The 26,549-nt window shown below is 71.0% G+C and carries 28 protein-coding genes and 1 pseudogene; 12 read left to right on the top strand and 17 right to left on the bottom strand.

Going from position 1 to position 26,549, the window contains the following annotated elements:
* Positions 1 to 142: 142 nt before the first annotated feature.
* The 3 genes from H9L41_RS03690 to H9L41_RS03700 are packed head-to-tail and all read left to right on the top strand — an operon-like array spanning position 143 to position 2,525.
* Positions 143 to 388 carry a hypothetical protein gene (locus H9L41_RS03690; protein ID WP_187523678.1) on the top strand — a complete coding sequence of 82 codons (246 nt, stop codon included), beginning with the start codon at positions 143 to 145 and terminating at the stop codon, positions 386 to 388.
* On the top strand, positions 358 to 936 hold the full coding sequence (locus H9L41_RS03695) for an ABC transporter permease (RefSeq protein WP_265583929.1): 579 nt from the start codon (positions 358 to 360) through the stop codon (positions 934 to 936). Before H9L41_RS03690 ends, H9L41_RS03695 begins: the two co-directional genes overlap by 31 nt.
* Positions 849 to 2,525, top strand: a complete 1,677-nt coding sequence (locus H9L41_RS03700) for an FtsX-like permease family protein (RefSeq protein WP_187523679.1) — start codon at positions 849 to 851, stop codon at positions 2,523 to 2,525. The genes H9L41_RS03695 and H9L41_RS03700 overlap by 88 nt, the downstream gene beginning before the upstream one ends.
* Before the next feature lie 327 nt (positions 2,526 to 2,852).
* Here H9L41_RS03700 and H9L41_RS03705 read toward each other — a convergent pair whose 3' ends face one another.
* The 14 genes and pseudogenes from H9L41_RS03705 to H9L41_RS03765 all read right to left on the bottom strand — a co-directional run bounded on the left by H9L41_RS03705 (position 2,853) and on the right by H9L41_RS03765 (position 12,573).
* Positions 2,853 to 3,284 carry a BON domain-containing protein gene (locus tag H9L41_RS03705; protein ID WP_051319020.1) on the bottom strand — a complete coding sequence of 144 codons (432 nt, stop codon included), beginning with the start codon at positions 3,282 to 3,284 and terminating at the stop codon, positions 2,853 to 2,855.
* Positions 3,285 to 3,540: 256 nt separating this feature from the next.
* The gene (locus H9L41_RS26405; RefSeq protein ID WP_444542111.1) at positions 3,541 to 3,990 is read right to left on the bottom strand and encodes an AAA-type ATPase lid domain-containing protein; all 450 of its coding nucleotides are present in this window, start codon (positions 3,988 to 3,990) and stop codon (positions 3,541 to 3,543) included.
* A 5-nt stretch (positions 3,991 to 3,995) separates the two neighbouring features.
* Positions 3,996 to 4,895, bottom strand: a pseudogene (locus tag H9L41_RS25485) (sigma-54-dependent transcriptional regulator); the annotation flags it as partial.
* Positions 4,892 to 5,455: a hypothetical protein gene (locus tag H9L41_RS03715; RefSeq protein WP_051319021.1), complete on the bottom strand. Its 564-nt coding sequence runs from the start codon at positions 5,453 to 5,455 to the stop codon at positions 4,892 to 4,894. The pseudogene H9L41_RS25485 and the gene H9L41_RS03715, both read right to left, overlap by 4 nt.
* Position 5,456: 1 nt before the next feature.
* Complete coding sequence (locus H9L41_RS03720) at positions 5,457 to 6,875, bottom strand: sensor histidine kinase (RefSeq protein WP_028446280.1); 1,419 nt, start codon at positions 6,873 to 6,875, stop codon at positions 5,457 to 5,459.
* A 305-nt stretch (positions 6,876 to 7,180) separates the two neighbouring features.
* Positions 7,181 to 7,633, bottom strand: a complete 453-nt coding sequence (locus H9L41_RS03725; RefSeq protein ID WP_028446281.1) for a DUF4442 domain-containing protein — start codon at positions 7,631 to 7,633, stop codon at positions 7,181 to 7,183.
* 94 nt (positions 7,634 to 7,727) lie between these two features.
* Positions 7,728 to 8,369, bottom strand: coding sequence for a restriction endonuclease (locus tag H9L41_RS03730; RefSeq protein ID WP_051319022.1), 642 nt, complete (start codon positions 8,367 to 8,369; stop codon positions 7,728 to 7,730).
* A gap of 361 nt (positions 8,370 to 8,730) precedes the next feature.
* Positions 8,731 to 8,889 (bottom strand): hypothetical protein, encoded by a 159-nt coding sequence (locus H9L41_RS03735; RefSeq protein WP_157461980.1) that lies wholly within the window; start codon positions 8,887 to 8,889, stop codon positions 8,731 to 8,733.
* 210 nt (positions 8,890 to 9,099) lie between these two features.
* Positions 9,100 to 10,311 (bottom strand): globin domain-containing protein, encoded by a 1,212-nt coding sequence (locus H9L41_RS03740; RefSeq protein ID WP_028446282.1) that lies wholly within the window; start codon positions 10,309 to 10,311, stop codon positions 9,100 to 9,102.
* Between the two features lie 77 nt (positions 10,312 to 10,388).
* On the bottom strand, positions 10,389 to 10,802 hold the full coding sequence (locus tag H9L41_RS03745) for a group III truncated hemoglobin (protein WP_051319023.1): 414 nt from the start codon (positions 10,800 to 10,802) through the stop codon (positions 10,389 to 10,391).
* Positions 10,795 to 11,262, bottom strand: a complete 468-nt coding sequence (locus H9L41_RS03750) for an RrF2 family transcriptional regulator (protein WP_028446283.1) — start codon at positions 11,260 to 11,262, stop codon at positions 10,795 to 10,797. The genes H9L41_RS03745 and H9L41_RS03750 overlap by 8 nt, the downstream gene beginning before the upstream one ends.
* A gap of 154 nt (positions 11,263 to 11,416) precedes the next feature.
* Positions 11,417 to 11,575 (bottom strand): hypothetical protein, encoded by a 159-nt coding sequence (locus H9L41_RS03755; protein ID WP_157461980.1) that lies wholly within the window; start codon positions 11,573 to 11,575, stop codon positions 11,417 to 11,419.
* A gap of 162 nt (positions 11,576 to 11,737) precedes the next feature.
* Entirely contained in the window at positions 11,738 to 12,214 is a 477-nt protein-coding gene (locus H9L41_RS03760; protein ID WP_051319024.1) for a GNAT family N-acetyltransferase, read from the bottom strand.
* 200 nt (positions 12,215 to 12,414) lie between these two features.
* The gene (locus tag H9L41_RS03765) at positions 12,415 to 12,573 is read right to left on the bottom strand and encodes a hypothetical protein (RefSeq protein ID WP_157461981.1); all 159 of its coding nucleotides are present in this window, start codon (positions 12,571 to 12,573) and stop codon (positions 12,415 to 12,417) included.
* Positions 12,574 to 12,986: 413 nt separating this feature from the next.
* Between H9L41_RS03765 and infA the strand changes: the two genes are divergently transcribed.
* The gene (gene infA / locus H9L41_RS03770; protein ID WP_028446284.1) at positions 12,987 to 13,253 is read left to right on the top strand and encodes a translation initiation factor IF-1; all 267 of its coding nucleotides are present in this window, start codon (positions 12,987 to 12,989) and stop codon (positions 13,251 to 13,253) included.
* 265 nt (positions 13,254 to 13,518) lie between these two features.
* Here infA and H9L41_RS03775 read toward each other — a convergent pair whose 3' ends face one another.
* Positions 13,519 to 14,745: a sensor histidine kinase gene (locus tag H9L41_RS03775; RefSeq protein ID WP_034606993.1), complete on the bottom strand. Its 1,227-nt coding sequence runs from the start codon at positions 14,743 to 14,745 to the stop codon at positions 13,519 to 13,521.
* Positions 14,735 to 16,111, bottom strand: coding sequence for a sigma-54-dependent transcriptional regulator (locus tag H9L41_RS03780; protein ID WP_245589207.1), 1,377 nt, complete (start codon positions 16,109 to 16,111; stop codon positions 14,735 to 14,737). The genes H9L41_RS03775 and H9L41_RS03780 overlap by 11 nt, the downstream gene beginning before the upstream one ends.
* Before the next feature lie 384 nt (positions 16,112 to 16,495).
* Between H9L41_RS03780 and H9L41_RS03785 the strand changes: the two genes are divergently transcribed.
* The 4 genes from H9L41_RS03785 (at position 16,496) to H9L41_RS03800 (ending at position 21,187) form a co-directional block, all read left to right on the top strand.
* The gene (locus tag H9L41_RS03785) at positions 16,496 to 17,746 is read left to right on the top strand and encodes an efflux RND transporter periplasmic adaptor subunit (RefSeq protein ID WP_051319025.1); all 1,251 of its coding nucleotides are present in this window, start codon (positions 16,496 to 16,498) and stop codon (positions 17,744 to 17,746) included.
* On the top strand, positions 17,743 to 17,901 hold the full coding sequence (locus H9L41_RS03790; RefSeq protein ID WP_157461982.1) for a hypothetical protein: 159 nt from the start codon (positions 17,743 to 17,745) through the stop codon (positions 17,899 to 17,901). Before H9L41_RS03785 ends, H9L41_RS03790 begins: the two co-directional genes overlap by 4 nt.
* A 33-nt stretch (positions 17,902 to 17,934) precedes the next feature.
* Positions 17,935 to 18,612 (top strand): ABC transporter ATP-binding protein, encoded by a 678-nt coding sequence (locus H9L41_RS03795; RefSeq protein WP_187523680.1) that lies wholly within the window; start codon positions 17,935 to 17,937, stop codon positions 18,610 to 18,612.
* Positions 18,613 to 18,811: 199 nt separating this feature from the next.
* Positions 18,812 to 21,187: an ABC transporter permease gene (locus tag H9L41_RS03800; protein WP_034606433.1), complete on the top strand. Its 2,376-nt coding sequence runs from the start codon at positions 18,812 to 18,814 to the stop codon at positions 21,185 to 21,187.
* A 289-nt stretch (positions 21,188 to 21,476) separates the two neighbouring features.
* Here H9L41_RS03800 and H9L41_RS03805 read toward each other — a convergent pair whose 3' ends face one another.
* A complete protein-coding gene (locus tag H9L41_RS03805; RefSeq protein ID WP_034606435.1) occupies positions 21,477 to 21,947 on the bottom strand; it encodes a polyhydroxyalkanoate granule-associated phasin in 471 nt (156 codons plus the stop codon).
* A 182-nt stretch (positions 21,948 to 22,129) separates the two neighbouring features.
* On the opposite strand from H9L41_RS03805, the gene H9L41_RS03810 reads away from it, so the two are divergent.
* The 4 genes from H9L41_RS03810 to H9L41_RS03825 all read left to right on the top strand — a co-directional run bounded on the left by H9L41_RS03810 (position 22,130) and on the right by H9L41_RS03825 (position 26,493).
* Entirely contained in the window at positions 22,130 to 23,872 is a 1,743-nt protein-coding gene (locus H9L41_RS03810; protein WP_028445383.1) for an ABC transporter transmembrane domain-containing protein, read from the top strand.
* Positions 23,873 to 23,947: 75 nt separating this feature from the next.
* Entirely contained in the window at positions 23,948 to 24,232 is a 285-nt protein-coding gene (locus tag H9L41_RS03815) for an AbrB/MazE/SpoVT family DNA-binding domain-containing protein (RefSeq protein WP_187523681.1), read from the top strand.
* Entirely contained in the window at positions 24,213 to 24,608 is a 396-nt protein-coding gene (locus H9L41_RS03820) for a type II toxin-antitoxin system VapC family toxin (protein WP_028445384.1), read from the top strand. Before H9L41_RS03815 ends, H9L41_RS03820 begins: the two co-directional genes overlap by 20 nt.
* 109 nt (positions 24,609 to 24,717) lie before the next feature.
* A complete protein-coding gene (locus H9L41_RS03825) occupies positions 24,718 to 26,493 on the top strand; it encodes an ABC transporter ATP-binding protein (protein WP_308419587.1) in 1,776 nt (591 codons plus the stop codon).
* Positions 26,494 to 26,549: the final 56 nt, after the last annotated feature.

Consider the following 26,549-nt stretch of genomic DNA (forward strand, 5'->3'; position numbering starts at 1 on the left):
TCAGCCGCGAATAGCGCCGGTGGATGCCTCCACCATTCGCGGCTGAAGCCGCTCCTACAGGGTGACAAGACGGCCAGAGGGGCGGCTGCGCAGGGACGGGCCCCACTAGATCGATAAAAACAATGAGCAGGAGGAGGCAGCAATGCCCGGATTCAACGATTTGCGCATCGGCTGGCGCCAGTTGCGGCAGGACCCGGCCTATTCGGCGGTGGTGATCGTCGGCCTTGCGGTCGGCATCGCGGTGGCCTTCCTGCTGGCCGGCTTCGTGCGCAGCGGCCTGGTGGCCGATGCCGACGTGCCGGCGCGATCGCGCATCGCGCGGGTCGAGCTGCGCTACCAGAACCCGGCGGTACGCCGGTGTGGTGGGGCGAGACGCCGGTACCGCTGAAGGAGGAGATCGAGCGCCAGACCGGCGGGATCGAGGCGCTCAGCCGCTTCTACCGGCGCGAGCTGTCGGTGCAGGCCGGCACGCGGGTGCAATCGTTCGAGCTGGCCTTCGTCGATGTCGCCTTCCCGGCCATGCTGGGCCTGGCGCCGCAGGCCGGCGACCTGGCGCAGGCACTGGCGCGGCCTGATGCGCTGGCGCTGACCGCCGACATGGCGCAGCGGCTGTTCGGCGGCCAGGACGTGGTCGGCCGCACGGTCAGCATCGCCCTCCGGCCCTACCGGGTGGCCGCCGTGCTGCCCGACCGGCCGCGCAACAGCGCCTTTCGGTTCGACGCGCTGGCTTCCACCACCTCGAGCGCCTGGGATACCCGCGAGCTGGCCTTCCGCGAATGGGGCCATCACGGCGGCCAGCTCTACCTGGAACTGGCGCACGGCGCCGACCTGGCCGCAATGGGCGGCGCGTGCAGTCGATCTTCGACGCCACCGCCTGGAGCGCCGAGTTCGAGCCGTCCAGCCGCATCAACGGCCATGCCGCCGAAATCCGCCTGATGCCGCTGCAGCGCCTGCCGTTCGACGGCGCGCGCGCGCCGGCCAGCGTCGCGCTCTACGGCGGGCTGGCGGCGCTGGCCGTGGTGATCCTGGCGCTGGCCGGCATCAACTACGTCAACCTCGGCACCGTGCGTGCGCTGCAGCGCCAGCGCGAGATCGGCATCCGCAAGTCGCTCGGCGCTTCGCCGGGCCGGGTGATGCGGCAGTTCCTGGCCGAATCGCTGCTGGCGGCGCTGCTGGCGACCGCGCTCGGCCTCGCGCTGGCACGGCTGGCCTGGCCGCTGCTGGTCGAGCAGCTGGGCAAGCGCTACGACACGCCCTTCGTGCCGTCGATGCTGCTGGCGGCCGTGCTGATCGGCGTACTGGCGGGCCTGCTGGCCGGGCTCTACCCGGCCTGGGTCGCCGCCCGCGTGCCGGCCGGCCAGGTGCTGGCCGGCCGCGATCGGCAGGAAGGCGCCGGCGGCCTGTGGCTGCGTCGCGGCCTGACCGTGCTGCAGTTCGCCGCGGCGATCGCGCTGTCGGCGCTGGCGTTGGCGATCGCGCTGCAGACGCGCCACGCGATCCGCATCGATCCGGGCTTCGATGCAGCGCCCTTGCTGGTGGTGGATGCGCCGCCGCGGCTGGTCGATGCCGAGATCGAGCAGTTGCGCGAGGCGCTGGCGCGGCTGCCCGGCGTGCGCGCGGCGGCGCGCTCGGGCGACGCGCCGGGCCGCCGCCTGGTGCGCGCCAGCAGCACCGTGGCCTTGCCGGGCAGCACGCGGATGCTCAGCTTCCGCCACGAGTCGGTCGATCCGAATTTCTTCCCGGCCTACGGCATCCGGCCGCTGGCCGGCCGCCTGTTCGCGCCCGACCGCGACACGCTGGCCGGTGGCGAGGAGGTGGTGCTGAACCGCAGCGCGGCGGCGCAGTTCGGCTTCGCTTCGCCGCAGGCCGCCATCGGACGTGCGTTCCGCCGCGACGACCTGCCGCTGCGGGTGGCCGGCGTGATCGAGGACATCCGCCACGTCTCGCTGCGCGAGCCGCCCGAGCCGACCTATTACCGCATCGAGCGTGACCAGATCCCGACCATCACGCTGCGCGCCGAGGGCGACCGGGCGGCGCTGAAGGCGGCGGTCGAGGCGCTGTGGCTGAGCCGTTACCCGGGCGAGGCGCCGCGGGTCGAATGGCTGTCGAAGCAACTCGAGGAGGTGTACGGCGACGATCTGCGGCTGTCGCAGGCGCTGCTGGCCGCGGCGGACGTGGCTACGTTGATCGCCGGCTTCGGGCTGTATGCGCTGGCGGCCTACAGCGTGCGGCGACGGGCGCGGGAGATCGCGATCCGCAAGCTGTACGGCGCCGGCCGTGGCGCGATCGCGGCGCTGCTGGTGCGGGAGTTCGGCGTGTTGCTGCTGCTTGGGGCCGTCGTGGGGTTGCCGCTCGGGTGGCTGGCGATCGGGCGTTATCTCGATGGTTTCGTCGAACGGGCGCCGCTCGGCGTCTGGCCCTTGGTGGCCGCCGTCTTGGCGGCGAGCCTGGTGGCCGCGCTGGCGGTCAGCCGGCATCTGCGGGCGGCCTTGGCATCGAGGCCGGCGCAGGTGATCGAGGGGTGAGGGGAAGGGAGAAGGGAGAAGGGTCACCCCATCCCCACCCCGGCCCTCCCCTTGAAGGGGAGGGAGGGGGACGGTGTGGGCTGAACCATCACAGTCCGCGGAGCCGTCGCTGTACTGCTTCTCCCCCTTCAAGGGGAGGTTGGGAGGGGGATGGGGTTACCCTTCCCCCTTCTCCCTTCCCGATTCCTGTCCCACAAAAGAAAAGGATCGGCCAAGGGAGTGGCCGATCCAAAAGGCGGGTCGCGGGCGGGTACCCTCGACCTCCAGGGAGACAGGCCCGGGCGCGACCCGGGCAGGCGCCGCGAGGGCGCCGGGAGCGATGAATGCTTACTGGGTCTTGACCACCAGCTCGCTCTTCACGCCCTTCACACCTTCGACGGTGGAAGCGAGCTGAAGCGCGCGTTCGCCGACTTCGGGCCGGTCGACGTGGCCGGTCAGGGTGACCACACCCTGGTTGGTGATGACCTTCACGTCGAGCGCGGAGACGGTCTTGTCGGCCACCAGCGCAGCCTTGACCTTGGCGGTCACGGTGGCGTCGTCCAGATACTGGCCGGCCTTGGCGGCCGCTTCCTTGGTGCTGGCGGCGGCCTTTTCGGTACCGGCCGCGACCTTGTCGGCTGCCTTTTCGGTGGTGGCGGCAACCTTGTCGACGACCTTGTCGGCGGTATTCGCGACGGTCGAGTCGGCGAAGCCGGGAGTGGCCAGCGCGGCGGCGAAAGCAGCCGTGGCGACCAGATGGGCGATCAGGCGGTTTTGCATGGCGATGTCCTTTCCTTTGGTTGTTTTCCTGACGGTGAGGCCAGGTGCGCAAGCAGCGCAGTCCCTCACCTTCAGCGATTACCGTGCCAGCTTGATTAATTCAATATATTTCAAATGCTTATGGTGATTTGCAATGAATCTGGCCAATGGTCGAAATGGGATCGCCGTGTAATTTGTCGCCCTATGGCGACGTAAAAATGACCTGGCCGCCCCGAAGGCGGCCAAGTGCTTGTCACAGCGTGGATTTCGCTTGTCGCTAACTGGCGACGTCGGCGTCGTCGCGGAACTGGGCCGGGTTGAGGCCGTGCTTCTGCAGCAGCCGGTAGAACTCGGTGCGATTGCGGTCGGCCAGCCGGGCGGCGTCGGCCACGTTGCCCTCGGTCAGCTTGAGCAGCCGCACCAGGTAGTCGAGCTCGAAGCGCTGCTTGGCCTCGGCATAGCTGAGCACTTCCATCGGCGGCGCGCGCAGGCCGCGCTGCACCAGCGCCAACGGCACCAGCGGGGCGGTGGCCAGCGCGCAGACCTGCTCGACCACGTTGTAGAGCTGCCGCACGTTGCCGGGCCAGGGCGCGGTGGCCAGCGCCTCGAGCGCCTCGGCCGAGAAGCCGTTCAGCGTCTTGCCGTACTTGGCCGCCAGCTTGGCCAGGAAATGGTTGGCCAGCAGCGGGATGTCCTCGCGCCGCTCGCCCAGCGTCGGCAGGTGCAGCGTCACCACGTTGAGCCGGTAGTACAGATCCTCGCGGAACTGGCCCTCGGCCATGGCCGCCTCGAGGTCGCGATGGGTGGCCGACAGCAGCCGCACGTCGACCGGGATGGCCTGGCTGGCGCCGACCGGCCGCACCTGGCGCTCCTGCAGCACGCGCAGCAGCTTCACCTGCAGCGCCAGCGGCATGTCGCCGATCTCGTCGAGGAACAGCGTGCCGCCGTCGGCTGCCTGGAACAGGCCGCGGTGGTTGGCCACCGCGCCGGTGAAGGCGCCCTTCACATGGCCGAACAGCTCGGATTCCAGCAACTGCTCGGGATGGCGCCGCAGTTGACCGCCACGAAGGGCTTGCCGGCGCGCGGGCTGGCGCGGTGGATCGCCTGCGCCAGCAGCTCCTTGCCGCTGCCGCTCTCGCCGCGGATCAGGATGCTGGCGTCGGAGCCGGCCACCAGCTTGGCCTCGGCCAGCAGCTCGGCCATGCGGCTGGAGCGGCTGACGATCGGCTCGCGCCAGCTTTCCTGCCGCGCGCTGCCGTCGGTTGTGGCCGACACCGCGATCGCCTGGCCGACCTTGTCGAGCAGCACCTTGCCGTCGAACGGCTTGGTCAGGTAGCCGAACACGCCGCGCGCGGTGGCCTCGATCGCGTCGGGGATGGTGCCGTGCGCGGTCATCAGGATCACCGGCAGCGAGGGATGGTGGTTGCGGATCTCGTCGAACAGCGCGAGGCCGTCGCGGCCGGGCAGGCGCACGTCGCTGATGACCAGCTGCGGCCGCTCGATCGCCAGCCGCGCCAGCGCGGCTTCGGCGGTCGGCACCGCGCTGACGCGGTAGCCGGCGGCGGTGAGCCGCATCGACAGCAGGCGCAGCAGGTCGGCGTCGTCGTCGACCAGCAGCAGGTGGGCGCTCATGGCGGGGTTCCTTTCACGGTGGCCGGGGCGGGCCGGGTCGGCAGGCTGCGTTCGATCGCCTTGAGCGCTTCGAGCTTCTCGTTGAGCTGATCGAACTTGCGCTGGTACTCACGCAATTGTTGGGCCTGCTTGTCCTGCAATTCGTCGATGCGGCGCTGGTCGGCCTGCAGCGCGGCCAGCAGGCCGGCCAACAGGCGCGCCAGCGGCTGGTAGGGCTGGGCCTCGGCGGCCGGGCTGCGCGCCAGCGTCTCGAGCAGGTTCAGCGCACGCGCCTGGGCGGCGGCGTCGCGCTGCTGGCCGAGCGCGATGGCCAGCTCCAGCGTGGCCGCCGGGTTGGCGGCGGGGCTGCCGGCTGCCTCGCCGAGCCGGGCGATCTCGCGGGCGATCTCGGCCTGGCCTTGCTGGCGCAGCCGGTCCTGCCGTTCGAGCAATTCGCGCAGATTGGCGTCGGGCGGCGGCGTCGGGGTGGGCGTCGGCACCGGCGTCGGCGCCGACGGCGCCTGCCGCGCGGGCAGCGCGCAGCCGGCCAGTGCCAGCAGCAGGCCGAGGAGGAGGGGCAATCTAATCGTCGACATGGGGAAGTTCGATTCGGAAACGTGCGCCGGGTTCGCCCGGCAGCAGGGTGATGTCGCCGCCGTGGGCGACGATGTATTCGCGCACGATGGACAGGCCGATGCCGCTGCCGCGCCGCGCGCCGGGCGGTTGGCGCTCGCCCTGGTAGAAGGGCTCGAACACGCGCTCGCGGTCGTTCGGCGCGACGCCGGGGCCCTGGTCGGCGATCTCGATGCGGGCGCGGCCGGACTCGCGCGCCAGGCTGAAGCGGATGGCGCCGCCGTCGGGGCTGAAGCGGATGGCGTTGGACAGCAGGTTGCCCAGCGCGGCGCCGAGCTTGTCGGGGTCGATCTCGGCGGTCAGCGGGCCGCCGTCGAGCGTCACCTCGAGCCGCTTGGCCTGCCATTGCAGCCGCTGGCCGTCGATCGTGCCGCGGATGAAGGCGGCCAGCTCGGTCGGCCGCCGCGTCAGCCGGCGCGCCTCGAAGGCGGCGGCGTTGAAGCGCAGCAGATCCTCGATCTGGTTCTGCAGCGCCAGCGTGTTCTGGCCGAGGATGCGGGCGATCTCGTGCTGGCTGTCGTTGAGCGGTCCGGCGACGCCCTCGTCGAGCAGTGACACGCCTTCGCGCAGCGCGGCCAGCGGGGTCTTCAGCTCGTGCGAGATATGGCGCAGGAAGCGCGCCTTGTCGGCATCGAGCTCGACCAGCCGCAGCCGCAGCCAGTCGAGCCGGCGGCCGAGCGCGCGCAGGTCGGCCGGGCCGGGTATGGCGATCGGCCGGTCGAGCCGGTTCTCGCCCAGCCGCACGATGGCGGCCTCGAGTTTGCGCAGCGGCCGCACCAGCCACAGGCCGAAACCGAGCGCCAGCAGCAGGGCCAGCGCGAAGGCGCCGAGCAGCTGGCGGCCGAGCGCGGCGCGGCCTTCGTCGAGGCCGGCCAGCAGCGCGTCGTTGCGCGCCTCGATGCGCTGGCGCACCTGGCCGGCGATCGCCTGGTTGAGGGTGTCGAGCGTGCGGAAATCCTCGGCCAGCGCGACGCCGCGCTGCTTGGTCGGCTGGCCCGGCTCGTCCAGCCGCGCCTCGATGGCGGCCAGCTGTTCCTGCCACTGGGTGACCGCCGTGCTGCCGGGCAGGTCGGCGGCCAGCCGCTGGTGGGCGGCGCGCGCATCGCGGCGGGCTTCGTCGAAACGCTCGCGCAAGGCGGCGTCGTCGAGCACCAGGAACTGTCGCGCCGCGCGTTCCATCGCCAGGCTGCGCTCGGCCAGCAGTTGGGCGTCGGCGCTGGCGCGCACGGCCAGGTCGGCGCCGACGCGGCTCTGCTCGACCAGTTTCTCGAGCGTGATCAGCCCGCGCAGCGCGACCGCGCCGAGCAGGCCGGCGAGCAGCAGGAAGGCGAGCAGCAGCAGTTGGCGGAAGGAGGGCAGGCGCAGCATGGCCCGCGCAGTTTAAGCCATGACGCTTTCATGAGTCTGAATGGCGGGTGAACGAGCGGGGCGTGGCCAAGTTGGCTTCGATCAAGCCGCATGCGCCAGGTCGGACTTCCATCCGACGGCGATCCTGGTCGCGGCGCTGTCGGACGGAAGTCCGACCGACGGCGAAGTTCTGTAGGAGCGGCTTCAGCCGCGAATGGCGAGGAGGCTGCCGTCGCATTCGCGGCTGAAGCCGCTCCTACTGCGACCGAAGCCGGGAAGAGGGAAGAATCTTCTATTGCGATTCCGCGGCGCGGAGGCCGGTGGTTTCAGCGCTTGGCCGGCTTGCGGCGGATGTACAGCGTCTTGGTCACCCGCGCGACCACTTCGCCCTTGGCGTCGGTGATGTCGACCACGAATTCGGGCAGGTATTTCTCGCCGTCCGCGGTGCGCGCGCGGATGGCGTCGAGCGTGGCGTCGTCGATGCGGAAGCGGGCGGTCACCAGGCCGCGGCCCGGCGCGACGAAGTCGATGCCGGCGCGCTGGTCCCAGACGAAGTAGTCGCGGCCGAGCAGCTGCATCAGCATCAGCATGTAGAACGGGTCGGTCATCGCGAACAGGCTGCCGCCGAAATGGGTGCCGACGTAGTTGCGGTTGTACCAGGTCTGCTTGAGCGTGACGTCGGCCTCGCGGTAGTCGGCGCTGATGCGCGCGGCGCGGATGCCGGTGAACAGGAAGGGCGGCCACAGGTTCAGCAGCCGGCGCAGGGTGGAGGCATTCATCGGGCGATCCAGGCGGGAAGTCGCGCCGAGATTATCAAGCAAGCGCTTGGTTGTCTATCGGGGCGCCCGAAGGCCATGGATCGGCCCGGCGGGTTCAGGCCGGCTTGCGCAGTGCCATCTGCCGCGTTTCGATCTCGATGCCGCGGATCATCCTGAGCAGGGCCGGGCCGTCGATCAGCTTCATCTCGTGGCCCTGGGCGAAGCGCCGGGCGTCGTCGCCGAAGCGCCCGGCGGTCACCACGAAGCCGCCCGCCGCGCCCTCGGCCACCATGGCGCCATAGAGTTCGCGTACCGCGTCGATCCCGACGCGCTCGGCGCGCCATTGCCGCCACTGCACGAAATACTGTTCGCGGCCGCGATCGAGCGCCAGGTCGACCGCGCTGCCGGATTGCCGGCTGCGCCGGGTGCAGACCGCGTAGCCGCGGCGGCGGAAGGCCTCGGCCAGCAGCAGTTCGAATTCGCTGCTGCAGATATGGTCGAGCACGTCGAGCGCCGTGGCATCGTCGAGCCGGGCATGGCGGCGGCGCAGCCGGCTCAGCGCCAGTGTCGCGGCGAGGCAGGAGAGGGGGAACAGGTATTGCAGCAGGGCTGCGGCGCGGGCGAGGGGGGGCGGCAGCATGTCCACCGAGAAGTGGAAGACCAGATAGCCGACCAGGGCGAGCAGCGGGCCGGTCCAGCCGGCCGGGGAGGCGACGGGCGCGTGGCCGTCGTCGAAGGTCGCGTCTTGGCGTGGCATGGATTCCCTCCCCCGTTGTGTCGGCTATCTTGCCGGGCGCTATGCGCGTCGGAGTCGGCGCCATAGTAGGAGGGTGGTCGGGGACTGCCAAGGGCTTCGAGAACCGTTCGTGTTTGCCGCGCGGGCGCTTCATGCATTCCGCATCGAATATATTGGCGTGCTCGCCGGGAAGGGCAGAAGTATCTGATTTGACTGGAAAATATGACCGTGGCCGCATGCTCTCGGCATGGCCGGTGAAATGCGCCGCTGCGTCGATTGCGGCATGGATGCGACAGTGCCGGGTCAGGGACCGGTCCGGCAGGTAACACGAAGAAACACGGCGCCCTGGGGCGCCGTGTCGCTGTCGTCTGCTGCCGGGGGCTTAGCCATTGTGGTTGGCGCCGTCGTTCTGGGCGACCTGGGCGTGGGCGACCGCCGGGGCGTCGGCAGGCTGCGGGCCGCTGATCAGGGCGACGGCGAACAGGGCGGCCAGGCCGGCGATCAGGGTGCCTTCGAACAGTTCGTTGATCTTGGTCTTCATGGTGGTGTCCTCAAGTTGGTCGATTCGGTTTGCGTTGCAGCGTCGTGCTGCAGTGAGGCCATGATGCGCGAGGCGAGGACACCGTTGGAGCGGGTTGAGACCGGTATGCAGCGGCGAGGCATGAACGACGTCTGGCGGCGATGAAATGCAGCGGGCCGCCATGGGCCGGCCGGCATCGAAACTGCCGGTCCGGACGTCGGCGGCTTCGGGCTACAGCAGGTGATCCAGCAATTCCGGGCCGAACACCTCGCGCTGGATGCGGGCCGGGCCGACGCCGCGCGCCAGCAGCGCCTGCCACTGCTGGCGCATGAAGGCGGCCGGGCCGCAGAGCAGGAATTCGGCATCGTCGGCGACGCCGTCCAGTACCAGGTCCAGCTGCATGCGGCCGGCGTGGTGGTAGTCGAAGCCGACCCGGTCGGCGTCGCGCGGCGTTTCGTAGAACACCTGTTCGTGCAGTGCCGGGTAGCGGGCGCGGGCGGCAGTGAGGTCGGCACGCAAGGCGTGGCGCAGGCCGTCGCGCGCGGCATGGGCGAAATGCACCGGCCGGCGGGCGCCGCGTTCGCACAGCGTATTGAGGATGGACACCATCGGCGTGATGCCGACGCCGGCCGACAGCAGCACCAGCGGATGGTCGCCGTCGAGCGCCGGCGTGAAGTCGCCGTAGGCGGCGCCGGCCAGCAGGCTGCCGCCCTGGCGCAGGTTGGCATGCAGCCAGTTGGATACGCGGCCGGCCGGCGCATCGGCCTGGGCCGCCTCGCGCTTCACCGTGATGCGCCACCACGGCTTGCCGGGCGAGTCGGACAGGCTGTACTGGCGCAGCTGGCGCAGGTTCTCGCCGGCGAAATCCACCGCCACGCTGAGGTATTGGCCGGGCAGAAAGTTGCCCGGCGACTGGCCGTCGGGCGTCTGCAGGTAGAACGAGGTCGCGTCGGCGCTCTCATGGCGCAGCTCCATCACCCGCAGCGGCCGCAGCGCGCCGCTGGCCGCACCGGTCCGTTCGCTCAGGCGCGCCTCGGCTGCGATCAGCTCGCCGGCCAGCAGCCAGTAGGCCTCGTCCCAGGCCGACAGCAGCGCCGGCGTGGCGGCGTCGCCGAGCACTTCGACGATCGCGCCGAGCAGGTGGCGGCCGACGATCGGATAGTGCGCCGGCCGAATGCCGACCGAGACGTGCTTGTGCACGATGCGCTCGATGACCGGCGCCAGCGCTGCCGCGTCGTCGATATGGGCGGCGTAGGCGAACACCGCGGCGGCCAGCGATTGCTGCTGCGAGCCGTTGGCCTGGTTGCCGAGGTTGAACAGGTCGTTCAACTCGGGGTGGGCGGCGAACATGTTGCGGTAGAAGGCGCGCGTGATGGCGAGGCCGTGCTCGCGCAGCACCGGTACGCTGGCTTCGATATAGGGGCGGGCGGCTTGGGACAGCATGCGGTTTCCTTTTTTGAGGTATTTGAAATGCAACTTTTAATGCGCGGCCTGGCGGCGCGAGCGGCGCGCGGCAACGATCAGCGCGGGATGGCGACGATGGACGGGCCGGCGGGTGCGGGGAAGTGGCCGAGTTCGTGCATCAGCCGCAGCGACTCGCCGATGCGCTCGGCCCGGGTGATCCAGGCCCCGGCCTGCTCGGGCGCCAGCTGCGCGCGAACGACCTGGCGGAACAGTGCCAGCCAGTCGTGCAGCAGGGCGGGCGTGAAGCCGGCCTCGGCGTGGCGCGCCGGTACGGCATAGCGGTAGTCGAGGTAGCGCTCGCCGCCGAGCGTGACCCACCAAAAATGGGTCAGCCGCTCGAGATGGGCCGGCCAGTCGTCGACGCGCGCGAACGGGCCGGCCAGGGTCGGATGGCGGCGCACCTGGCGGTAGAACTCGTCCACCACCTGGCCGACGCGCTCGCGGCCGATTTCGAGGGCGATGTCACGCATGGCCGGCTCCCGGCCTGGCGGCGTCGAGGAAGCGCCGATGCATGACGACGATGGCCTCGCCGGTGCCCTGGGCGCAGACGTCGGCCAGCGTGTATTCGTCGAGCTTGGCGTAGAAGGCTTCCAGGCCGGCATTCAGCGCGCCCTTGAGCAGGCAGCGGCCGCGCAGCGCGCACGGCGGCGTGTCGCAATCGACCAGCTCGCTGCTGCCCTCGAGGCTGCGCAATACGGTGCCGAGCCGGAGGCCGTCGGCCGGCACCGCCAGCCGCAGGCCGCCGTTGCGGCCGCGCAGCGCGCTGATCCAGCCGAGTTTGCCGAGCCGGTTCACCACCTTGACCAGGTGGTTGTGCGGAATGTCGAACTGGCCGGCGATCTCGGCGATCGTCACCGGGGCCGGCAGGTCGTGCTGGTTCAGGTACATCAGTACCCGCAGGCCGAAGTCGGAGAATCGGGTCAATTGCATGGCGGCGCTCGCCGGTTGGAGATTGCGGCCATGATATTAAACATGCATTTTAAATGCAACTTATGGATGGATCGGCAGCGATTCAATCCAGGCGGCGACCCAAAAGAAACACGGCGCCCGTGGGCGCCGTGTCGCTGTCGTCTGCTGCCGGGGATTAGCCATTGTGGTTGGCGCCATCGTTCTGGGCGACCTGGGCGTGGGCGACCGCCGGGGCGTCGGCAGGCTGCGGGCCGCTGATCAGGGCGACGGCGAACAGGGCGGCCAGGCCGGCGATCAGGGTGCCTTCGAACAGTTCGTTGATCTTGGTCTTCATGGTGGTGTCCTCAAGTTGGTCGATTCGGTTTGCGTTGCAGCGTCGTGCTGCAGTGAGGCCATGATGCGCGAGGCGAGGACACCGTTGGAGCGGGTTGAGACCGGTATGCAGCGGCGAGGCATGAACGACGTCTGGCGGCGATGAAATGCAGCGGTGGCCGCGTCAGCTTCGCGGCGGCAGGGCCAGGAACATCCGGCAGCTGCCGTTCCGGAACGGCTCGGCCTGGTCGCATGCGACGAAGCCCTGCCTGGCGTAGAAGCCGCAGGCCCGCGCATTGGCGGGCAGGACGCCGAGCACCAGGCGGCCGGCGCCGAGCGCGGCCGCGCGTTCGGCCACCGCGGCGACCAGCGCCCGGCCTGCGCCGCCGCCGCGAGCCGCGGGCTCGATCCACATCGAGATCAGTTCATGGCCGTCGTCGACCGCCACGCCGCCGGCCAGCCCGATCGGGCGCGGGCCGTCCCAGGCCAGGAAGTAGCGTGGCGGCGTTTCGCCCGCAGCCCGCGCCTGCCATTGCGCGTCGTCGAACGCGGCGGCCTCGGCATGGCTCAGGCTGAAGGCTTCGGGGGCATCGAGCAGCGATGCCAGCCGGATCGCCTTCAGGGCGGGCCAGTCGTCGAACGTGGTGGGGCGGATATGCATCTGGAACGCGGCGTCTCGATGGATGAGCCCGCAGGGTAGCAGCGCGCCTGCCTGATGGCCGCCGGACGCAGCGTTTGCGTTGGCCGGAAATGCGAAACGACCGGCCTGGAGCCGGTCGTTCTGTCGGCGAGGCGGCTGTCGCGCAGCCGGTCGTCTCGCTGAAATGCGGGGCCTGGGTGCCCCGGCGCCTTGCATCGCGGTCAGCCGCGCGGAGCCGCGGCGGTTTGCGCCAGTTGTGCCGGCTGGGTCGCCTGCGGCGCCTCGGCGGTTTGCAGGCTGCTGAACAGCGCCAGCGCGAAAAGCGCGGCCAGGCTGACGATCAGGGTGCCTTCAAAGTACTCGTTGATGCGGGATTTCATGATTTTTCCTTGGTATTCACAGTATTTGCCGGTTGTTCTGCGGGTTGCGCAGTGAGGCCATGATGCCGGCGGCCTGCCAAGCCGTGGAGCACCATGAGACCGATCTACCGGGCGTCGGGATGAACGACGGCTGGCGCCGACAGAGCGCAAATCGGGTAGTCGAACGGGGATGGATGCGCCGTCGCGACGGCTTGACTTGTTCGCCGTTCGGCTGCAGGACGGGAGTGGAACGCCGTAAGGCTGTATAGTGTCGGGTTCCGGTCCCCTCGACCGGACCGACCCATCCCTTTCCAACCGTCCGCCCGGCCCGTGTGCCGCGCGGGCGATGCAACCGAAACCTTGCCGGCGGGACGACCCGCCGGCAGCGAACTGAACCCCCCGTGGCGGCTCGCCGCCCGGCAACGGAGCCCTGCATGGCCAAAGAAGAACTGATCGAAATGGAAGGCACCGTGATCGAGGTGCTGCCCGATACGCGTTTCCGCGTGAAGCTCGAGAACGGCATGGAACTGATCGCCTACGTGTCGGGCAAGATGCGCATGCACCGCATCCGCATCCTGGCCGGCGACCGCGTGACGGTCGAGCTGTCGCCCTACGATCTGACCAAGGCGCGCGTCAGCTTCCGCCACAAGGACGAGCGCGCCACCGGTGGCGGTGCCCCGCGGCATAACTATCGGCGCTGAGCGGCCGGTTGCGGCAAGACGAAACGGCACCCATCGGGTGCCGTTTTGCTTTGCATCGATCGACTCGATCGATGGGCCGCTGCAAGCGTGAATGCCTGCTGACGAGCGGCTGGCGAGGCTTCCCCGCGGTGGCGGGGACGAGAGGGGAAGGATTCAATCAGGGAGAGCCGCTGTGTCAGCGTTCTCCGACGGTGAGCCGCCGGGTTTCCCGGGGGCCTGAATTGCGCCTGTCGCTTCACCGGCGCCCGCATATCGGCAAGGCTGGTCAGAAGGTCAGGACGAAACAGGCGCCGCCGCTGGCCCGCTTGGCGTAGCGCACCGTGCCGCCCATGCCGTGCACCTGGTTGCGCACCAGCGCCAGCCCTACGCCCAGGCCTTTGTCCTTGGTGCTGAAGAAGGGCGTGAAGATGCGCGCCTCGAGCCCTGCCGGCACCCCCGGGCCGTTGTCGGCCACCTCGATCGCCAGCCGGCCGCCGCGCACCAGCCGGGCCGTCACCGCCAGCCGCGGCGCTGCCAGGCCGCGGGTGGCGTCGGCGGCGTTCTTCACCAGATTGAGCAGCGATTGCTCCAGCTGGTCCGGGTCGGCCATCAGTTCCAGCGTCGCCGGCTCGACCGTGAAGCTCGCTTCGCCGCCGCGCGCCTGCCAGTCGGCCGCCGCCCACTGGCGCAGGCGGCCGAACAGCGGCTGCAGCCGCACCGGCTCCAGCTTCGGCGCCGGCAACTGGCTGACGCTGCGATAGCTGGCGACGAATTCGACCAGGTGGGCGGCGCGGCGGGCGATGGTCTCCAGCGCCATCGCCAGGTCCGGGTCGGCATCCGGCTGCTCGGCGACCAGCGCCTGCGCGGTGCGCGACAGCGAGGCGATCGGCGTCAGCGAATTCATGATCTCGTGGGTCAGCACGTGCACCAGCTGGCGCCAGGCATCGAGCGTCTCGGCTTCGAGCTCGGACTCGATCGGCATCAGCGCCAGCAGCTTTTCCTCCTCGCCGGCCAGCGTCAGCGCGGCAGCGGCCAGCACCGCGCGCTCGTGGCCGCGCTCGCTGTCGAAACCGACCAGTTGGCGCTGGCCGCCGTGGGCCTGGCGCAGCAGGGCCAGCACCGCCTCGGGCGCGCTGGCGCGGCCCGGCGCCAGCACCCGGCGGGCGGCGGCGTTGAGCGGCTGGGCTTCGCCGGCACCGGCCCGCCACAGCGCCACCGGGGCGTGTTCGATCAGTGCTTCGAGCCGCAGCAGCGCGGCTCGGCAGGCGTCGAGATCGGTCGGCAGGCCGAAGGCCGGCTCGTCGGCGCGGATCGGCTGCGGTGCGGTCAGCCGCAGCAGCGCCTGGCCACCCCAGACCAGTGCGGCTGCGGCCAGCAGCGCGCAGATGGCGAGGCCGCGCGGCGAGCCGGGCTGCTGCGCGGCGATGGCCGCGAGGCCGGCCAGCAGCAGCGCGGCGATCGCGACGCGCAAGCGCAGGCGGCGGGCGGGGGCGGGGGCGGGATCAGAGCCCATGCTTTTCCAGCTTGCGGTACAGCGCGGCGCGGCTCACGCCGAGCAGCTTGGCGGCCTGGCTGATATTGCCGCTGGCCTGGGCCAGCGCGGCGGCGATGGCGTCGCGCTCGCGCTCCGACAGCGACAGCGCGGCCGGGCCGCCGATGTATCCGCTCGGCGAGGCGCTCGCCGTGGCCATGCCTGCCGGCGCCGCGCTGTTCGCCGCCGGGCCGCCCAGGCCGAAATCGGCCGCCTCGAACTGCGCGCCGGTCGCCAGGATCACCGCGCGCTCGCAGGCATGGCGCAAGGCGCGCACGTTGCCGGGCCAGTCGTGCGCGCTCAGCGCCGCATCGGCCGCGGCGGCCAGCGGGCGGGCCGGCTTGCCGTACTGGCGCGCGTAATGATCGAGGTAGTGCGCGGCCAGCAGCGCGATGTCGTCGCGCCGGGCGCGCAGCGGCGGCACGCGCAGCACGATGGTGTTGAGCCGGTAGAGCAGGTCGGGCCGGAAGTGGGCCGGGTCGAACAGCTGTGTCTCGTCGAGGTTGGTGGCGCTGACGATGCGCACGTCGATCGCTTCGGGCCGGTCGGCGCCGACCGGCGTGACCTCGCGCCGCTCGAGCGCGGTGAGCAGCTTGGCCTGGTTGGCCAGCGGCATGTTGCCGATCTCGTCGAGGAACAGCGTGCCGCCGCGCGCGGCCTGGAAGCGGCCCGGCCGGTCGCTGCGCGCGTCGGTGAAGCTGCCCTTGCGGTGGCCGAACAGCTCGCTCTCGAAGGTCGATTCGGGCAGCGCGCCCATATCGACCGCCAGGCACACGCCGTCGGCGCGGTGCGAGGCCTGGTGCAGCGCGCGCGCCACCAGCTCCTTGCCGACGCCGTTCTCGCCGAGGATCAGCACGTTGGCCTCGGTTGGCGCCACGCTGGCGATCAGCGCGCGCAATTCGCGCATCGGCGCCGATTCGCCGAGCAGCGCGCTGGCCGGCCCGGCCGCGGCCGGCCGGCGGCTGGCCAGCGCGGCGGCCACGGTGGCCAGCAGCTTGGCGTTGTCCCACGGCTTGGTGACGAAGTCGAAGGCGCCGAGCTTGACCGCCTCGACCGCCAGCGCGACGTCGGCATAGGCGGTCATCACGATCACCGCGGGTGTGGCGACGCCCGGCGCATCCGGCCGGCCAGCCAGCTGCCGCAGCAGCGCCAGGCCCTCGCCGCCGTCGGCGCGGCCGGCGCTGAAATTCATGTCGAGCAGCAGCACCGCCGGCCGGTGCCGTTCGAGCGCCGCGCTCAGCGCGCGCGGGTCGGCCAGCTCGGCGACTTCGCCGAAGCGGCGGCGCAGCAGAAGGCGCGCCGCGATGGCGACGTCGGGATCGTCGTCGAGGATGAGGAGGTCGGCCACGTTTGGAATCTGTCGTCGATACGGTTGGTTGGCGGGGTGTTCTGCCACGAAGGACACGACCGCGCAGGGAAGCAATGCCTGCAACGGGCGCCTGGCCTTCCTTCCTGTCCTTCGCGGCTCGCCCCGGCCCCGGTGCGCCGCACGTTACCAGCGCCTGCCGGCGCCGCGCAAACCGCCGTCCGCTTCCGGACACGGCCGACTGTCCGCTTCCGGACACTGTCCGCGTCGCTCGCCGGACAGGTGCGCGCAAACCGCTGATTCGACAGGGCCGCGCTGGCTGGCACGGCGCTTGCGACAAGGCCGCCGTCACCCACTTCCCGTGCCCCTCGCCATGAATGCGCCGCTCCCTTCGCAACCGTCCATCCCCCGGTCTCCGGCGCCGGCATGGATCGCGTCGTCCGCCGCCGCGGCCGGCGCTGGCTGCCGCTGGCCATCGTCGGCGCGGTCGCGGCGCTGGCCGGGCTCGGCTGGTGGGCCGTGCCGCGCGGCCAGGCGGTCGATGCGGCGGCGCTCGAGATCGCCACGGTCGAGGCCGGCCAGTTCCACGACGAGCTGCTGCTGCGCGCCAACGCGGTGCCGCTGAGCTCGGTGATGCTCGATGCCACCGAGGGCGGCCGGGTCGAGGCGGTGTATGCGCGCGACGGCGCGACGGTGAAGAAGGGCGAGCTGCTGTTCAAGCTGTCCAATCCGCAGCGCCAGCAGGAGATGCTGGCGCGCGAATCGGACGTGGCGCAGCAGGTGGCCAACCTGGCCACGCTCAAGGTCGGCATGGAAGCGAGCCGCGCCGAGCACCGCCGCCAGCTGGCCGCGCTCGAATACGAGCTGGACCGCGTGCGCAAGCGCCATGCGCGCGACAGCCAGCTGGCCGAGCGCGGCTTCCTGTCGGCCGCCGCGCTGGAGGAATCGCGCGACCAGCTGGCGCAGCAGCAGCGGCTGCTGGCCGAATCGCGCGCCGACATGCAGGCCGAGCTCGGCACCCGGCAGCAGGCGATCGCCCAGATGGACCGCGCGATCGTCGGGCTCGACGCCGGCCTCAAGCTGGTGCGCGCCACCGCCGACGCCTTGGCGGTACGGGCGCCGAACGACGGCCGGCTGACCGATTTCCGGCTGGAGGAGGGCGAATCGGTCAAGCCGGGCGACCGGCTCGGCCGCATCGATTCGCCGGGCCGCTACAAGCTGGCGGCCAGCGTCGACGAGTTCTACCTGAACCGCGTGGCGCTGGGCCTGCGCGGCGAGGCGACGCTGGCCGGCCGGGCCTGGCCGCTGGCGCTGGCGCGGCTCAATCCGCAGGTGAAGGACGGCCGCTTCGGCATCGAGCTGCAGTTCGACGCCGCCGGCGCGATGCCGGCCGGCCTGCAGCCGGGCCAGGGGGTGGAGGCGCGGCTGACGCTGGGCCAGCCTGCGCGTGCGCTGCTGCTGCCCGACGGCGCCTTCTATGCCGACACCGGCGGCAGCTGGCTGTTCGTGCTCGACGCCGGCGGCAGCCGGGCCGAGCGCCGCGCGGTGCGGCTGGGCCGGCGCGCCGCCAACCGGGTCGAAGTGCTCGGCGGATTGCGCGCCGGCGAGCGGGTGATCGTGTCGAGCTACCGCGATTTCCGCGAGGCCGAGCGGCTGCGCATCGAGGGGGCGACATGAGCCTGCTGATCGCGCCGCGCCTGCTGGCGCGCATCGCCTGCGCCGGGTTGGAAATGCCGCCGTCGCCGATGCGCCCGCCCATCGCTCCGCTCCAGGCAGATCCGCGGCCCGTGCCGCCGCCGGCGCCGCTGCGCGCCGCGCCGGCCGCCGTCTGAACGTTTTCCCAAATCCCCAAGGCAGGAACCGCCATGCTCAAACTCCGCAACATCAGCAAGGTGCACCGCACCGGCGACATCGAGACCACCGCGCTCGACCAGATCGACCTCGACATCGAGGCCGGCGAATACCTGGCCATCACCGGCCCGTCGGGCTGCGGCAAGTCGACGCTGCTCGGCATCCTCGGCCTGCTCGACGCGCCGAGCGCCGGCGAGTACTGGTTCGAAGGCCGGAACGTGGCCGGCTGGAGCGAGGCGAAGCTGAACCAGCTGCGGCGCGGCCGGATCGGCTTCATCTTCCAGAGCTTCAACCTGATCGACGAACTGACGGTGGCCGAGAACGTCGGCCTGGCGCTCGAGTACGGCGAGGTGCCGGCGCGCGAGCGCAAGCAGCGGGTCGACGAGGCAATGGCGCGGCTGGGCGTGAGCCACCGCGCCGGCCACCGGCCGTCGCAGCTGTCGGGCGGCCAGCAGCAGCGGGTGGCGATCGCCCGCGCGCTGGTATCGCGGCCGGCCTTGCTGCTGGCCGACGAACCGACCGGCAACCTGGACAGCGCGCACGGCGACGAGGTGATGCGGCTGCTGCGCGAGATCAATGCAGAAGGGACCACGCTGGTGATGGTGACGCACTCGCCGGCGCACGCGGCGCAAGCCTCGCGCACGCTGCGGCTGCTCGACGGCCGGGTGCTGGTCGATGCGGTGGCGGCGTGAGGACGCTGGCGAAACGGTGAAGCATCCCTTGTAGGAGCGGCTTCAGCCGCGAATGGTGGAGGCATCCACCGGCGCCATTCGCGGCTGAAGCCGCTCCTGCAGGGGCCTCGATCCGACTCGCCGCCGCCATCGCGATCCGGCCAGGCGCGCCGTCTCTGCAACGGCCGCCCGGCAAGCAAACAAAACAAAGGAAACAACCATGATCCGCCCCAACGATCTGCGCATCGGCTGGCGCCAGCTGTGGCAGGACCCCGGCTACTCGGCCGTGGTGATCCTCGGCCTCGCCATCGGCATCGCGGTGGCCTTCGTGCTGGCCAGCTTCGTCGAGGCCGAGCTGGCGGTCGACCGCGACCCGGCCGCCGCGCGGCTGTACCAGCTCGAGCTGCGCTACCGCAATCCGGACGGCGCGCCGAGCTGGCAATCGCAGGTGCCGGTACCGTTCCGCGCCGAGGTCGATCGCGCCGCGCCGGTGGCGGCCAGCAGCGTGCTGTATCGCCGCGCCTATTCGCTGCGCGTCGGCGAACGCGTGCAGCGCTATGTGATCGGTTTCGTCGATCCGTCGTTCGCCGCCATGCTCGGCGCGACGCCGCAGGCCGGCGACCTGGCCGAGGCGCTGGCGCGACCCGATGCGCTGGCGCTCAGCAGCTCGACCGCGGTCGCGCTGTTCGGCCGAGCCGACGTGGTCGGCCGCAGCGTCAACATCCAGGGCCGCGCCTACCGTGTCGCCGCCGTGCTGGCCGATCGCGCGCCCAACAGCGTGTTCCGCTTCGAGGTGCTGGCCTCGACCCGCTCCGCCGCCTGGGACAACCGCGAGTTCGCCTATTCCGAGTGGGGCCACCACTCGGGCCGGCTGTTCGTCCAGCTGCGTCCCGGCGCCGACACGGCGGCGGCCGCCGCGCTGCTGCAGCGGCTGTACGATGATGCGCCGCGCGGCGAACAGGTGCCGGACGAATTCCGCCTCGCCGGCCACGTCGCCGAAGTTCGGCTGATGGCGGTGCCGCGGCTCAAGCTCGACGGCGCCGGTTCCGAGGGCAACGCCGCGCTGTATGCCGGCCTGGCCGGCCTCGCGCTGCTGATCCTGCTGCTGGCGGCGATCAACTACGTCAACCTCAGCACCGTGCGCACGCTCAAGCGCCAGCGCGAGATCGGCATCCGCAAGGCGCTCGGCGCCTCGCCCGGCCGCATCGTGGCGCAGTTCCTGACCGAGTCGGTGCTGGTGGCGGCGCTTGCCACCGCGCTCGGACTGCTGCTGGCCTGGCTGTGCTGGCCGCTGCTGATGGAATCGCTGGGCCTGCGCTTCGCCGCGCCGTTCGGCTGGCCGATGTTGCCGCTGGCGGTGGCCGCCGGACTGCTCACCGGCCTGCTGGCCGGGCTCTACCCGGCCTGGGTGGCCTGCCGGGTGCCGGTGGCGCAGGCGCTGGCCGGCCGCGACCGGCAGGAGACCCGCGGCGGCCTGTGGCTGCGCCGCGGCCTGACCGTGCTGCAGTTCGGCGCCGCCATCGGCCTGTCGGCCTTCGCGCTGGTGATCTTCCTGCAGGCGCGCTACGCCACGCGCATCGATCCCGGCTTCGCGACGCGGCCGCTGCTGCTGGTCTACTCGCCGTCCGGGCTCGATCCGGCGCGCAGCGAGCAGTTCCGCCGCGCGCTGGCGCAACTGCCCGGCGTGGCCGCGGCCGGCCGCTCGCTCGACGCGCCGGGCCGCAACGACACCAGCAGCGCGACCAGCGTGACGCTCGCCGATGGCCGTCTCCTCAACATCCGCTGGGAGCCGGTCGATCCGTATTTCTTCCTCGCCTACGGCCTTGCGCCGATCGCCGGCCGGGCCTTCGAGCCGCAGCGCGACACGCTGAGCAGCCTCGACCGCATCGTGCTCAACCGCAGCGCGGTGCGCCAGCTCGGTTATGTCTCGCCGCAGGCGGCGGTCGGCCAGTCGCTCAAGGTCGGCGACGGGTACAAGCAGATCGTCGGCGTGATCGAGGACATCCGCTACCAGTCGGTGCGCGAGCCGGCCGTGCCGATGTTCTATGCGATCGGCGAAACCTGGCTGTACACCATCACGCTGCGCGCCGACGGCGATCCGGCGCGCGTCAAGGCGGCCGCCGAGTCGCTGTGGCGTACCCGCTTCCCGGACGAGACGCCGCAGGTGGAAGGCTTCGAGCGCATGCTGGAGAACGCCTACCAGAACGACATGCGGCTGGCCCGGCTGCTGAGCGGCGCGGCGGCCATCGCCACGCTGATCGCCGGCTTCGGCCTGTATGCGCTGGCGGCCTACGGCGTGCGGCGGCGGGCGCGCGAGATCGTCATCCGCAAGCTCTACGGCGCCGGCGCCGGCGCGATCGCCGGCCTGCTCGGCCGCGAGTTCGGCGCGCTGGTGCTGGCCGGCGCCGGCCTCGGCCTGCCGCTGGCCTGGCTGGCGACCCAGCACTACCTCGACGGCTTCGTCGACCGCGCGCCGATCGGCGTCTGGCCGCTGGCTGCCGCGCTGGCCGCCGCCGCGCTGGTGGCGCTGCTGGCGACCTTGCGGCACATGCTGACGGCGCTGGCGATGCCGCCGGTGCATGCCTTGCAGGGTTGAGCCTGCCTGGTGCCCGACGATCGCATATAGGGGCGGCTTCTGCCGCGATTGGTAGGAAGGTCGCCATACCGTTGGCGCTCCACCCTTCGCGGCTGAAGCCGCTCCTGCACGCCTCTGCCGTGCGATCCCGGTCGGTTTTGTAGGTCGGGCTTCATGCCCGACAGCGGCCTGGAATCCGCGGCGCCGTCGGGCATAAAGCCCGACCTGCATCAGTCCGGCCTGCGGCAATCGGCGCGATGGATGCCGCCGCGAATCCGACGGTTGCGGGCGGGCCCGCCGGACACGCCGCTCAGCGCGGCTTGTAGTTCGCCAGCCGCCGCGCATTGGCGGTGGCGGCGCGGTGGACCGGCTTGAGGCTGGCATGCATCACCTGCAGGCCGGCGTGCGACAGGCGCTTGAGCTGGGTCGCGTCGCTGAGCAGGGCGACCAGGCGGGCCTGGCCGTGGCGGTTGGCGCCGGCCGGGCTGGCCAGCAGCCGCAGCATCGTGGCCGAGCTCTTCACCGCCTGCTGCCAGCCGTACAGCGCCAGCCGCGGGTAGAGCGTCATCCACTTCAACAGCGCGCCCTGCCAGGCGGCCGCGGCGGCCTCGATCTTCTCGTTGCCCATGCGGGCGAATTCCTGCCGGTCGGGCGCGTTCGGCTGCGGGCCGGCGGCGGCCAGGCGCCCCAGGCGGTGCTGGATGACCTGGGCGGAAGCCAGCAGCATCTGCTGGCTTTTCAGGGCGTAATCGGCCCACAGGGCGAAGGGATGGTTGGCCATGATGGATTCCTTGCAGGAGACGAAGGGGTCTTCAGGTCCGAGCCATCGACGGGGGCCCGAGTTCCGCCGCGTCCGCTCGATCGCCGCCGGTTTGCGATGCCGCGTGAAATCGCCCGCCGCAGGCCCTAGAATCGGCGGCTTGCCCGGCCGGCACGCCGCCGGGCCCACTCACAAGGTGTTCCATGACGCTCTTTGGCCTCGTCGGCGGCTATATCCGCCAGAACTGGCGTCCTTACTTCCTGTCGGCGCTGATGCTGGCCTCGGTCGCCGCGCTGACGGTGTGGATCCCGCGCCAGGTCGGCCACATCGTCGACGCGCTGGTGGCGCACGCGCTGGCCGGACCGGCGCTGCTGGCCGAGCTGGCCAAGCTCTTGGCGGCCGGCGCGGCGATCTACTTCCTGCGCGTGGGCTGGCGGCTGCAGCTGTTCGCCGCCAGCTACCGGCTCGGCGTCGAGCTGCGCACCCGGCTGTACCGCCGGCTCAGCCTGCAGGGGCCGGCCTTCTACCAGCAGCAGCGCACCGGCGACCTGATGGCGCTGGCCACCAACGACGTCGACGCGGTCGAGATGGCGGCCGGCGAGGCCATGCTGGCCGGCTTCGACGGCACGCTGACGCTGGTGATGGTGATCGCCATGATGGCGCTCGGCCTCGACGGCCGGCTCACCGCGGTGGCGCTGCTGCCGTTCCCGGTCATGGCCTACGCCTTCTGGCGCATCTCCAACCGCATCCACCATGCCTCCAAGGACGCGCTCGACCGCTTCAGCGACCTCAACGACCACGTGCAGGAGACGCTGTCGGGCGTGCGCACGGTGCGCGCGCTGGGGCTGGAGGCGCGCTCGGCCGCCCATTTCGCCACCCTGGCCGAAGGCGCCGCCGAAGCCAGCCTGCGCGCCCAGCGCTGGGAGGCGGCCTACGAACCGGCGGTGGGGGTGACGCTGACCTTCGCCCAGCTGTTCGCGCTGGCGCTCGGTGGCTGGCTGGTGTGGCGGGGCGAACTGACGGTCGGCGCGCTGACCGCCTTCTCGATGTACCTGGGCCAGTTGATCTGGCCGATGTTCGCCGCCGGCTGGGTGCTGAGCCTGATCGAGCGCGGCCGCGCCGCCTGGGGCCGGCTCGAGCCGGTGCTGGCGCAGGCGCTGAGCATCGACGACCACGGCACGGTCGAGACGATGGCGGCCGGGCCGCTGTGCTTCGACGCGGTGCGCTTCCGCTATCCGGGCCAGCAGCACGACGCGCTGGCCGGCGTGTCCTTCGCGCTCGAGCCGGGCCGCACGCTGGGCCTGGTCGGCCCGACCGGCGCCGGCAAGTCGACCGTGGTGCGGCTGATCCTGCGCCAGTACGCGGCCCAGGCCGGCCTCCTCGATTGGGGCGGCGTGCCGCTGGCCGACTACCGGCTGGAGAAGCTGCACCAGGCGATCGCCTGGGTGCCGCAGGAGGCTTTCCTGTTCTCCGCCTCGATCGCCGACAACATCGCGCTCGGCAAGCCCGGCGCTAGCCGCGCCGAGATCGAGCGGGCGGCCAGGCTGGCCAGCGTGCACGACGACATCGCGCGCTTCCCGCAGGGCTACGACACGCCGGTCGGCGAGCGCGGCATCACGCTGTCGGGCGGCCAGCGCCAGCGCGTGGCGATCGCCCGCGCACTGCTGACCGACGCGCCGCTGCTGCTGCTCGACGACGCGCTGTCGGCGGTCGACACCCAGACCGAGACCGACATCCTGCATCACCTGCGCGCGGCCCGGCTCAACCGCACGGTGATCATCGTCAGCCATCGGCTGAGCGCGGTGATGGACGCCGACCAGACGCTGGTGCTCAGGCACGGGCAGGTGGTCGAGGCGGGCAGCCACGAGGCGCTGCTGGCGCTGGACGGCTGGTATGCGGGGCAGTGGCGCTACCAGCAGCTCGAGGCGAGTCTCGATGCGGATTGAATCGATAGGACGGTGGGTTAGCCATGATTTATCATGGGCTTACCTTTTGTCTTACTTGGCTTGCGAGGAGTCGCCATGCTGACCGTGAAAATGTCGAGCAAGGGCCAGATCGTCATCCCGAAATCGGTGCGCGAAGCGCGGCACCTGGAGAGCGGTGCGGAATTCACGCTGGCCGTGGTGGGCGACGAGTTGCGCCTGCTGCCGGCGCCCAAGTTCGCTGCCAGCAGCATCGAACAGGCGGCCGGCGCATTGGCGCACGACGGCCGCGATCGGCTGTCGGACGAGCAGACCGAGCGCGCGATCGCCGACCTGCTGGGGCCGAGGACGAAGCGAGCAAGCCATGATCGTGCTCGACACTAATGTGCTTGCCCGCTTCCTGCTCAAGGACGAGCCGGTGCAGCACGCGGCGGCAGTGCGGCTGCTGGGCGGCCCGCGCGACTGTACGGCACCGCCGACGGTGCTGCTTGAACTGAGCTGGGTACTCAAGGTGAACGGCTGCAGCCCGGCCGAGATCGCCAAGGGATTGCGCCTGCTGCTCGGCCTGCCGCATTTCAAGCCGATCGAGCCCGAGGCGATCGCCTATGCGCTACGCTGGTTCGAGGCCGGCATTGACTTCGGCGACGCACTGCACCTGGCCTTGTCGGCCGGCCACGATCGTTTCCTGACCTTCGACAAGGCTTTCGACAAGCTGGCGGGAGAGCTGGGCGCCTTTCCGCCGGTATCTCGACCGCAGTGATTCTCTATCGCGGTGCCGATCACCCACAACGAACGCGACTTCCTCGGCTATCCGGGCCTGCGCCTGGAGAACTGGGTCGGCGCACAGCATTGAATCGAATCCCTACCCGATGACGAATCCCGCCACGCAGGACAAACGCCAGGCCATCGCGCTGCTGCGCGAATCGGCCGCCCCCGAGCGCCGCCACCTGTGGCACGGCGCCTTCTGGCTGCTGGTCGCCGCCGGGCTGGAGTCGCTCGGCCCGCTGCTGGGCAAGCATTTCATCGACGACTACCTGCTGCCGCGCACGGCCGACCTGACCGCGGTCGCCTGCCTGCTGATCGCCATGCTGGCCACCGGCGCGATCGCCAGCGTGCTGCGCTACCTGCAGCTGACCCGGCTGGCCGGCGTCGCCATGCGTTCGGTGCGGCGGCTGCGCGAGCGCGTCTACGGCCACGTGCTGCGGCTGCCGATGGCCTTCTTCGACCGCGCCATCACCGGCCAGCTGGTCAGCCGCGTCACCAACGACACCGAGCAGGTCAAGAGCCTCTACGTGCAGGTGCTGTTCGTGATGCTCGACAGCAGCATCGTGGTGTTCGGCGCCATCCTGGCGATGGCCTGGCTCGACTGGCGGCTGATGCTGATCGTGGCGGTGATGCTGCCGGCGGTGATCGTGATCGTCTGGTTCTACCAGCGCTGGAGCGCGCCGGCGGTGGCGCGGGCGCGCGAATTGCGCAGCGAGATCAACGCCCAGGTGGCCGAGAGCATCGCCGGCATGGCGGTGCTGCAGGCCAGCAATGCCGAAGAGCGCTTCAACCGCCGCTTCGGCGAGACCAGCACGCGCCACTACCACGCCCGGCTGGCCGAGCTGCGCGCCAACGCCTGGCTGCTGCGGCCGATGCTCGACCTCTTGAACGTAATCCTGCTGACCGTGGTGATCTACCGCTTCGGCCTGCGCGAACTGAGCGGGCTCGAGGTCGGCATCCTGTACGCCTTCGTCAGCTATATCGGCCGGGTGGTCGATCCGCTGATCCAGATCACGCTGCAGTTCAGCCAGCTGCAGCAGGCGGTGGTGGCGGCCTCGCGCGTCAACACGCTGCTGCGCGAGCCGCGCGCCGAGGCGGTCGCGGGCGAGGGTGCGGCAACCGGCGCCATCCGCCACGGCGCCATCGAGATCCGCGACCTGACCTTCGGCTACACGCCGGCGCAGCCGGTCATCCACGACCTGAGCCTGAGCATCCCGGCCGGCCGCTTCTTCGGCATCGTCGGCCATACCGGCAGCGGCAAGTCGACGCTGCTGAGCCTGCTGCTGCGCTTCTACACCCAGCAGGCCGGCCGCATCGAGATCGACGGCGTGCCGCTGGCCACGCTCGGCGACGAGGCCTTCCGCGCCGAGGTCGGGCTGGTGCCGCAGGACCCGTTCCTGCTCGCCGCCAGCGCGCGCGAGAACATCGACATGGGCCGCGGCCTGACCGACGCCGAGGTCGAGGCCGCCGCGCGCGCCGCGCGCTGCCACGATTTCATCCTGCAGCTGGAGCACGGCTACGCCACGCCGCTGGGCGAGGGCGGGGCGCGGCTGTCGGTCGGCCAGAAGCAGCTGGTCGCCATCGCCCGCGCGCTGGCCGGCAAGCCGCGCATCCTGCTGCTGGACGAGGCCACCAGCCATATCGACAGCGAGACCGAGCAGGTCGTCCAGCAGGCGCTCGACGACCTGCGCGGCAAGGTCACGCTGATCGCCATCGCGCACCGGCTGTCGACCATCCGCGACGCCGACGCCATCGTGGTGCTCAACCACGGCCGCATCGCCGAACAGGGCGACCACGAGGCGCTGATGGCGCGCGAGGGGGGATTTATCAGCGGCTGTATCTGCTGCAGCAGGTGGAGAGCGAAAGCGTGTGAAAGGTGAAACGTGAAACGTGAAATGTGAAATGTGAAATGTGAAATGTGAAAGGTGAAAGGTGA

The sequence above is a fragment of the Chitinimonas koreensis genome (genome assembly GCF_014353015.1).
In the GTDB taxonomy this organism is placed as follows: domain Bacteria; phylum Pseudomonadota; class Gammaproteobacteria; order Burkholderiales; family Chitinimonadaceae; genus Chitinimonas; species Chitinimonas koreensis.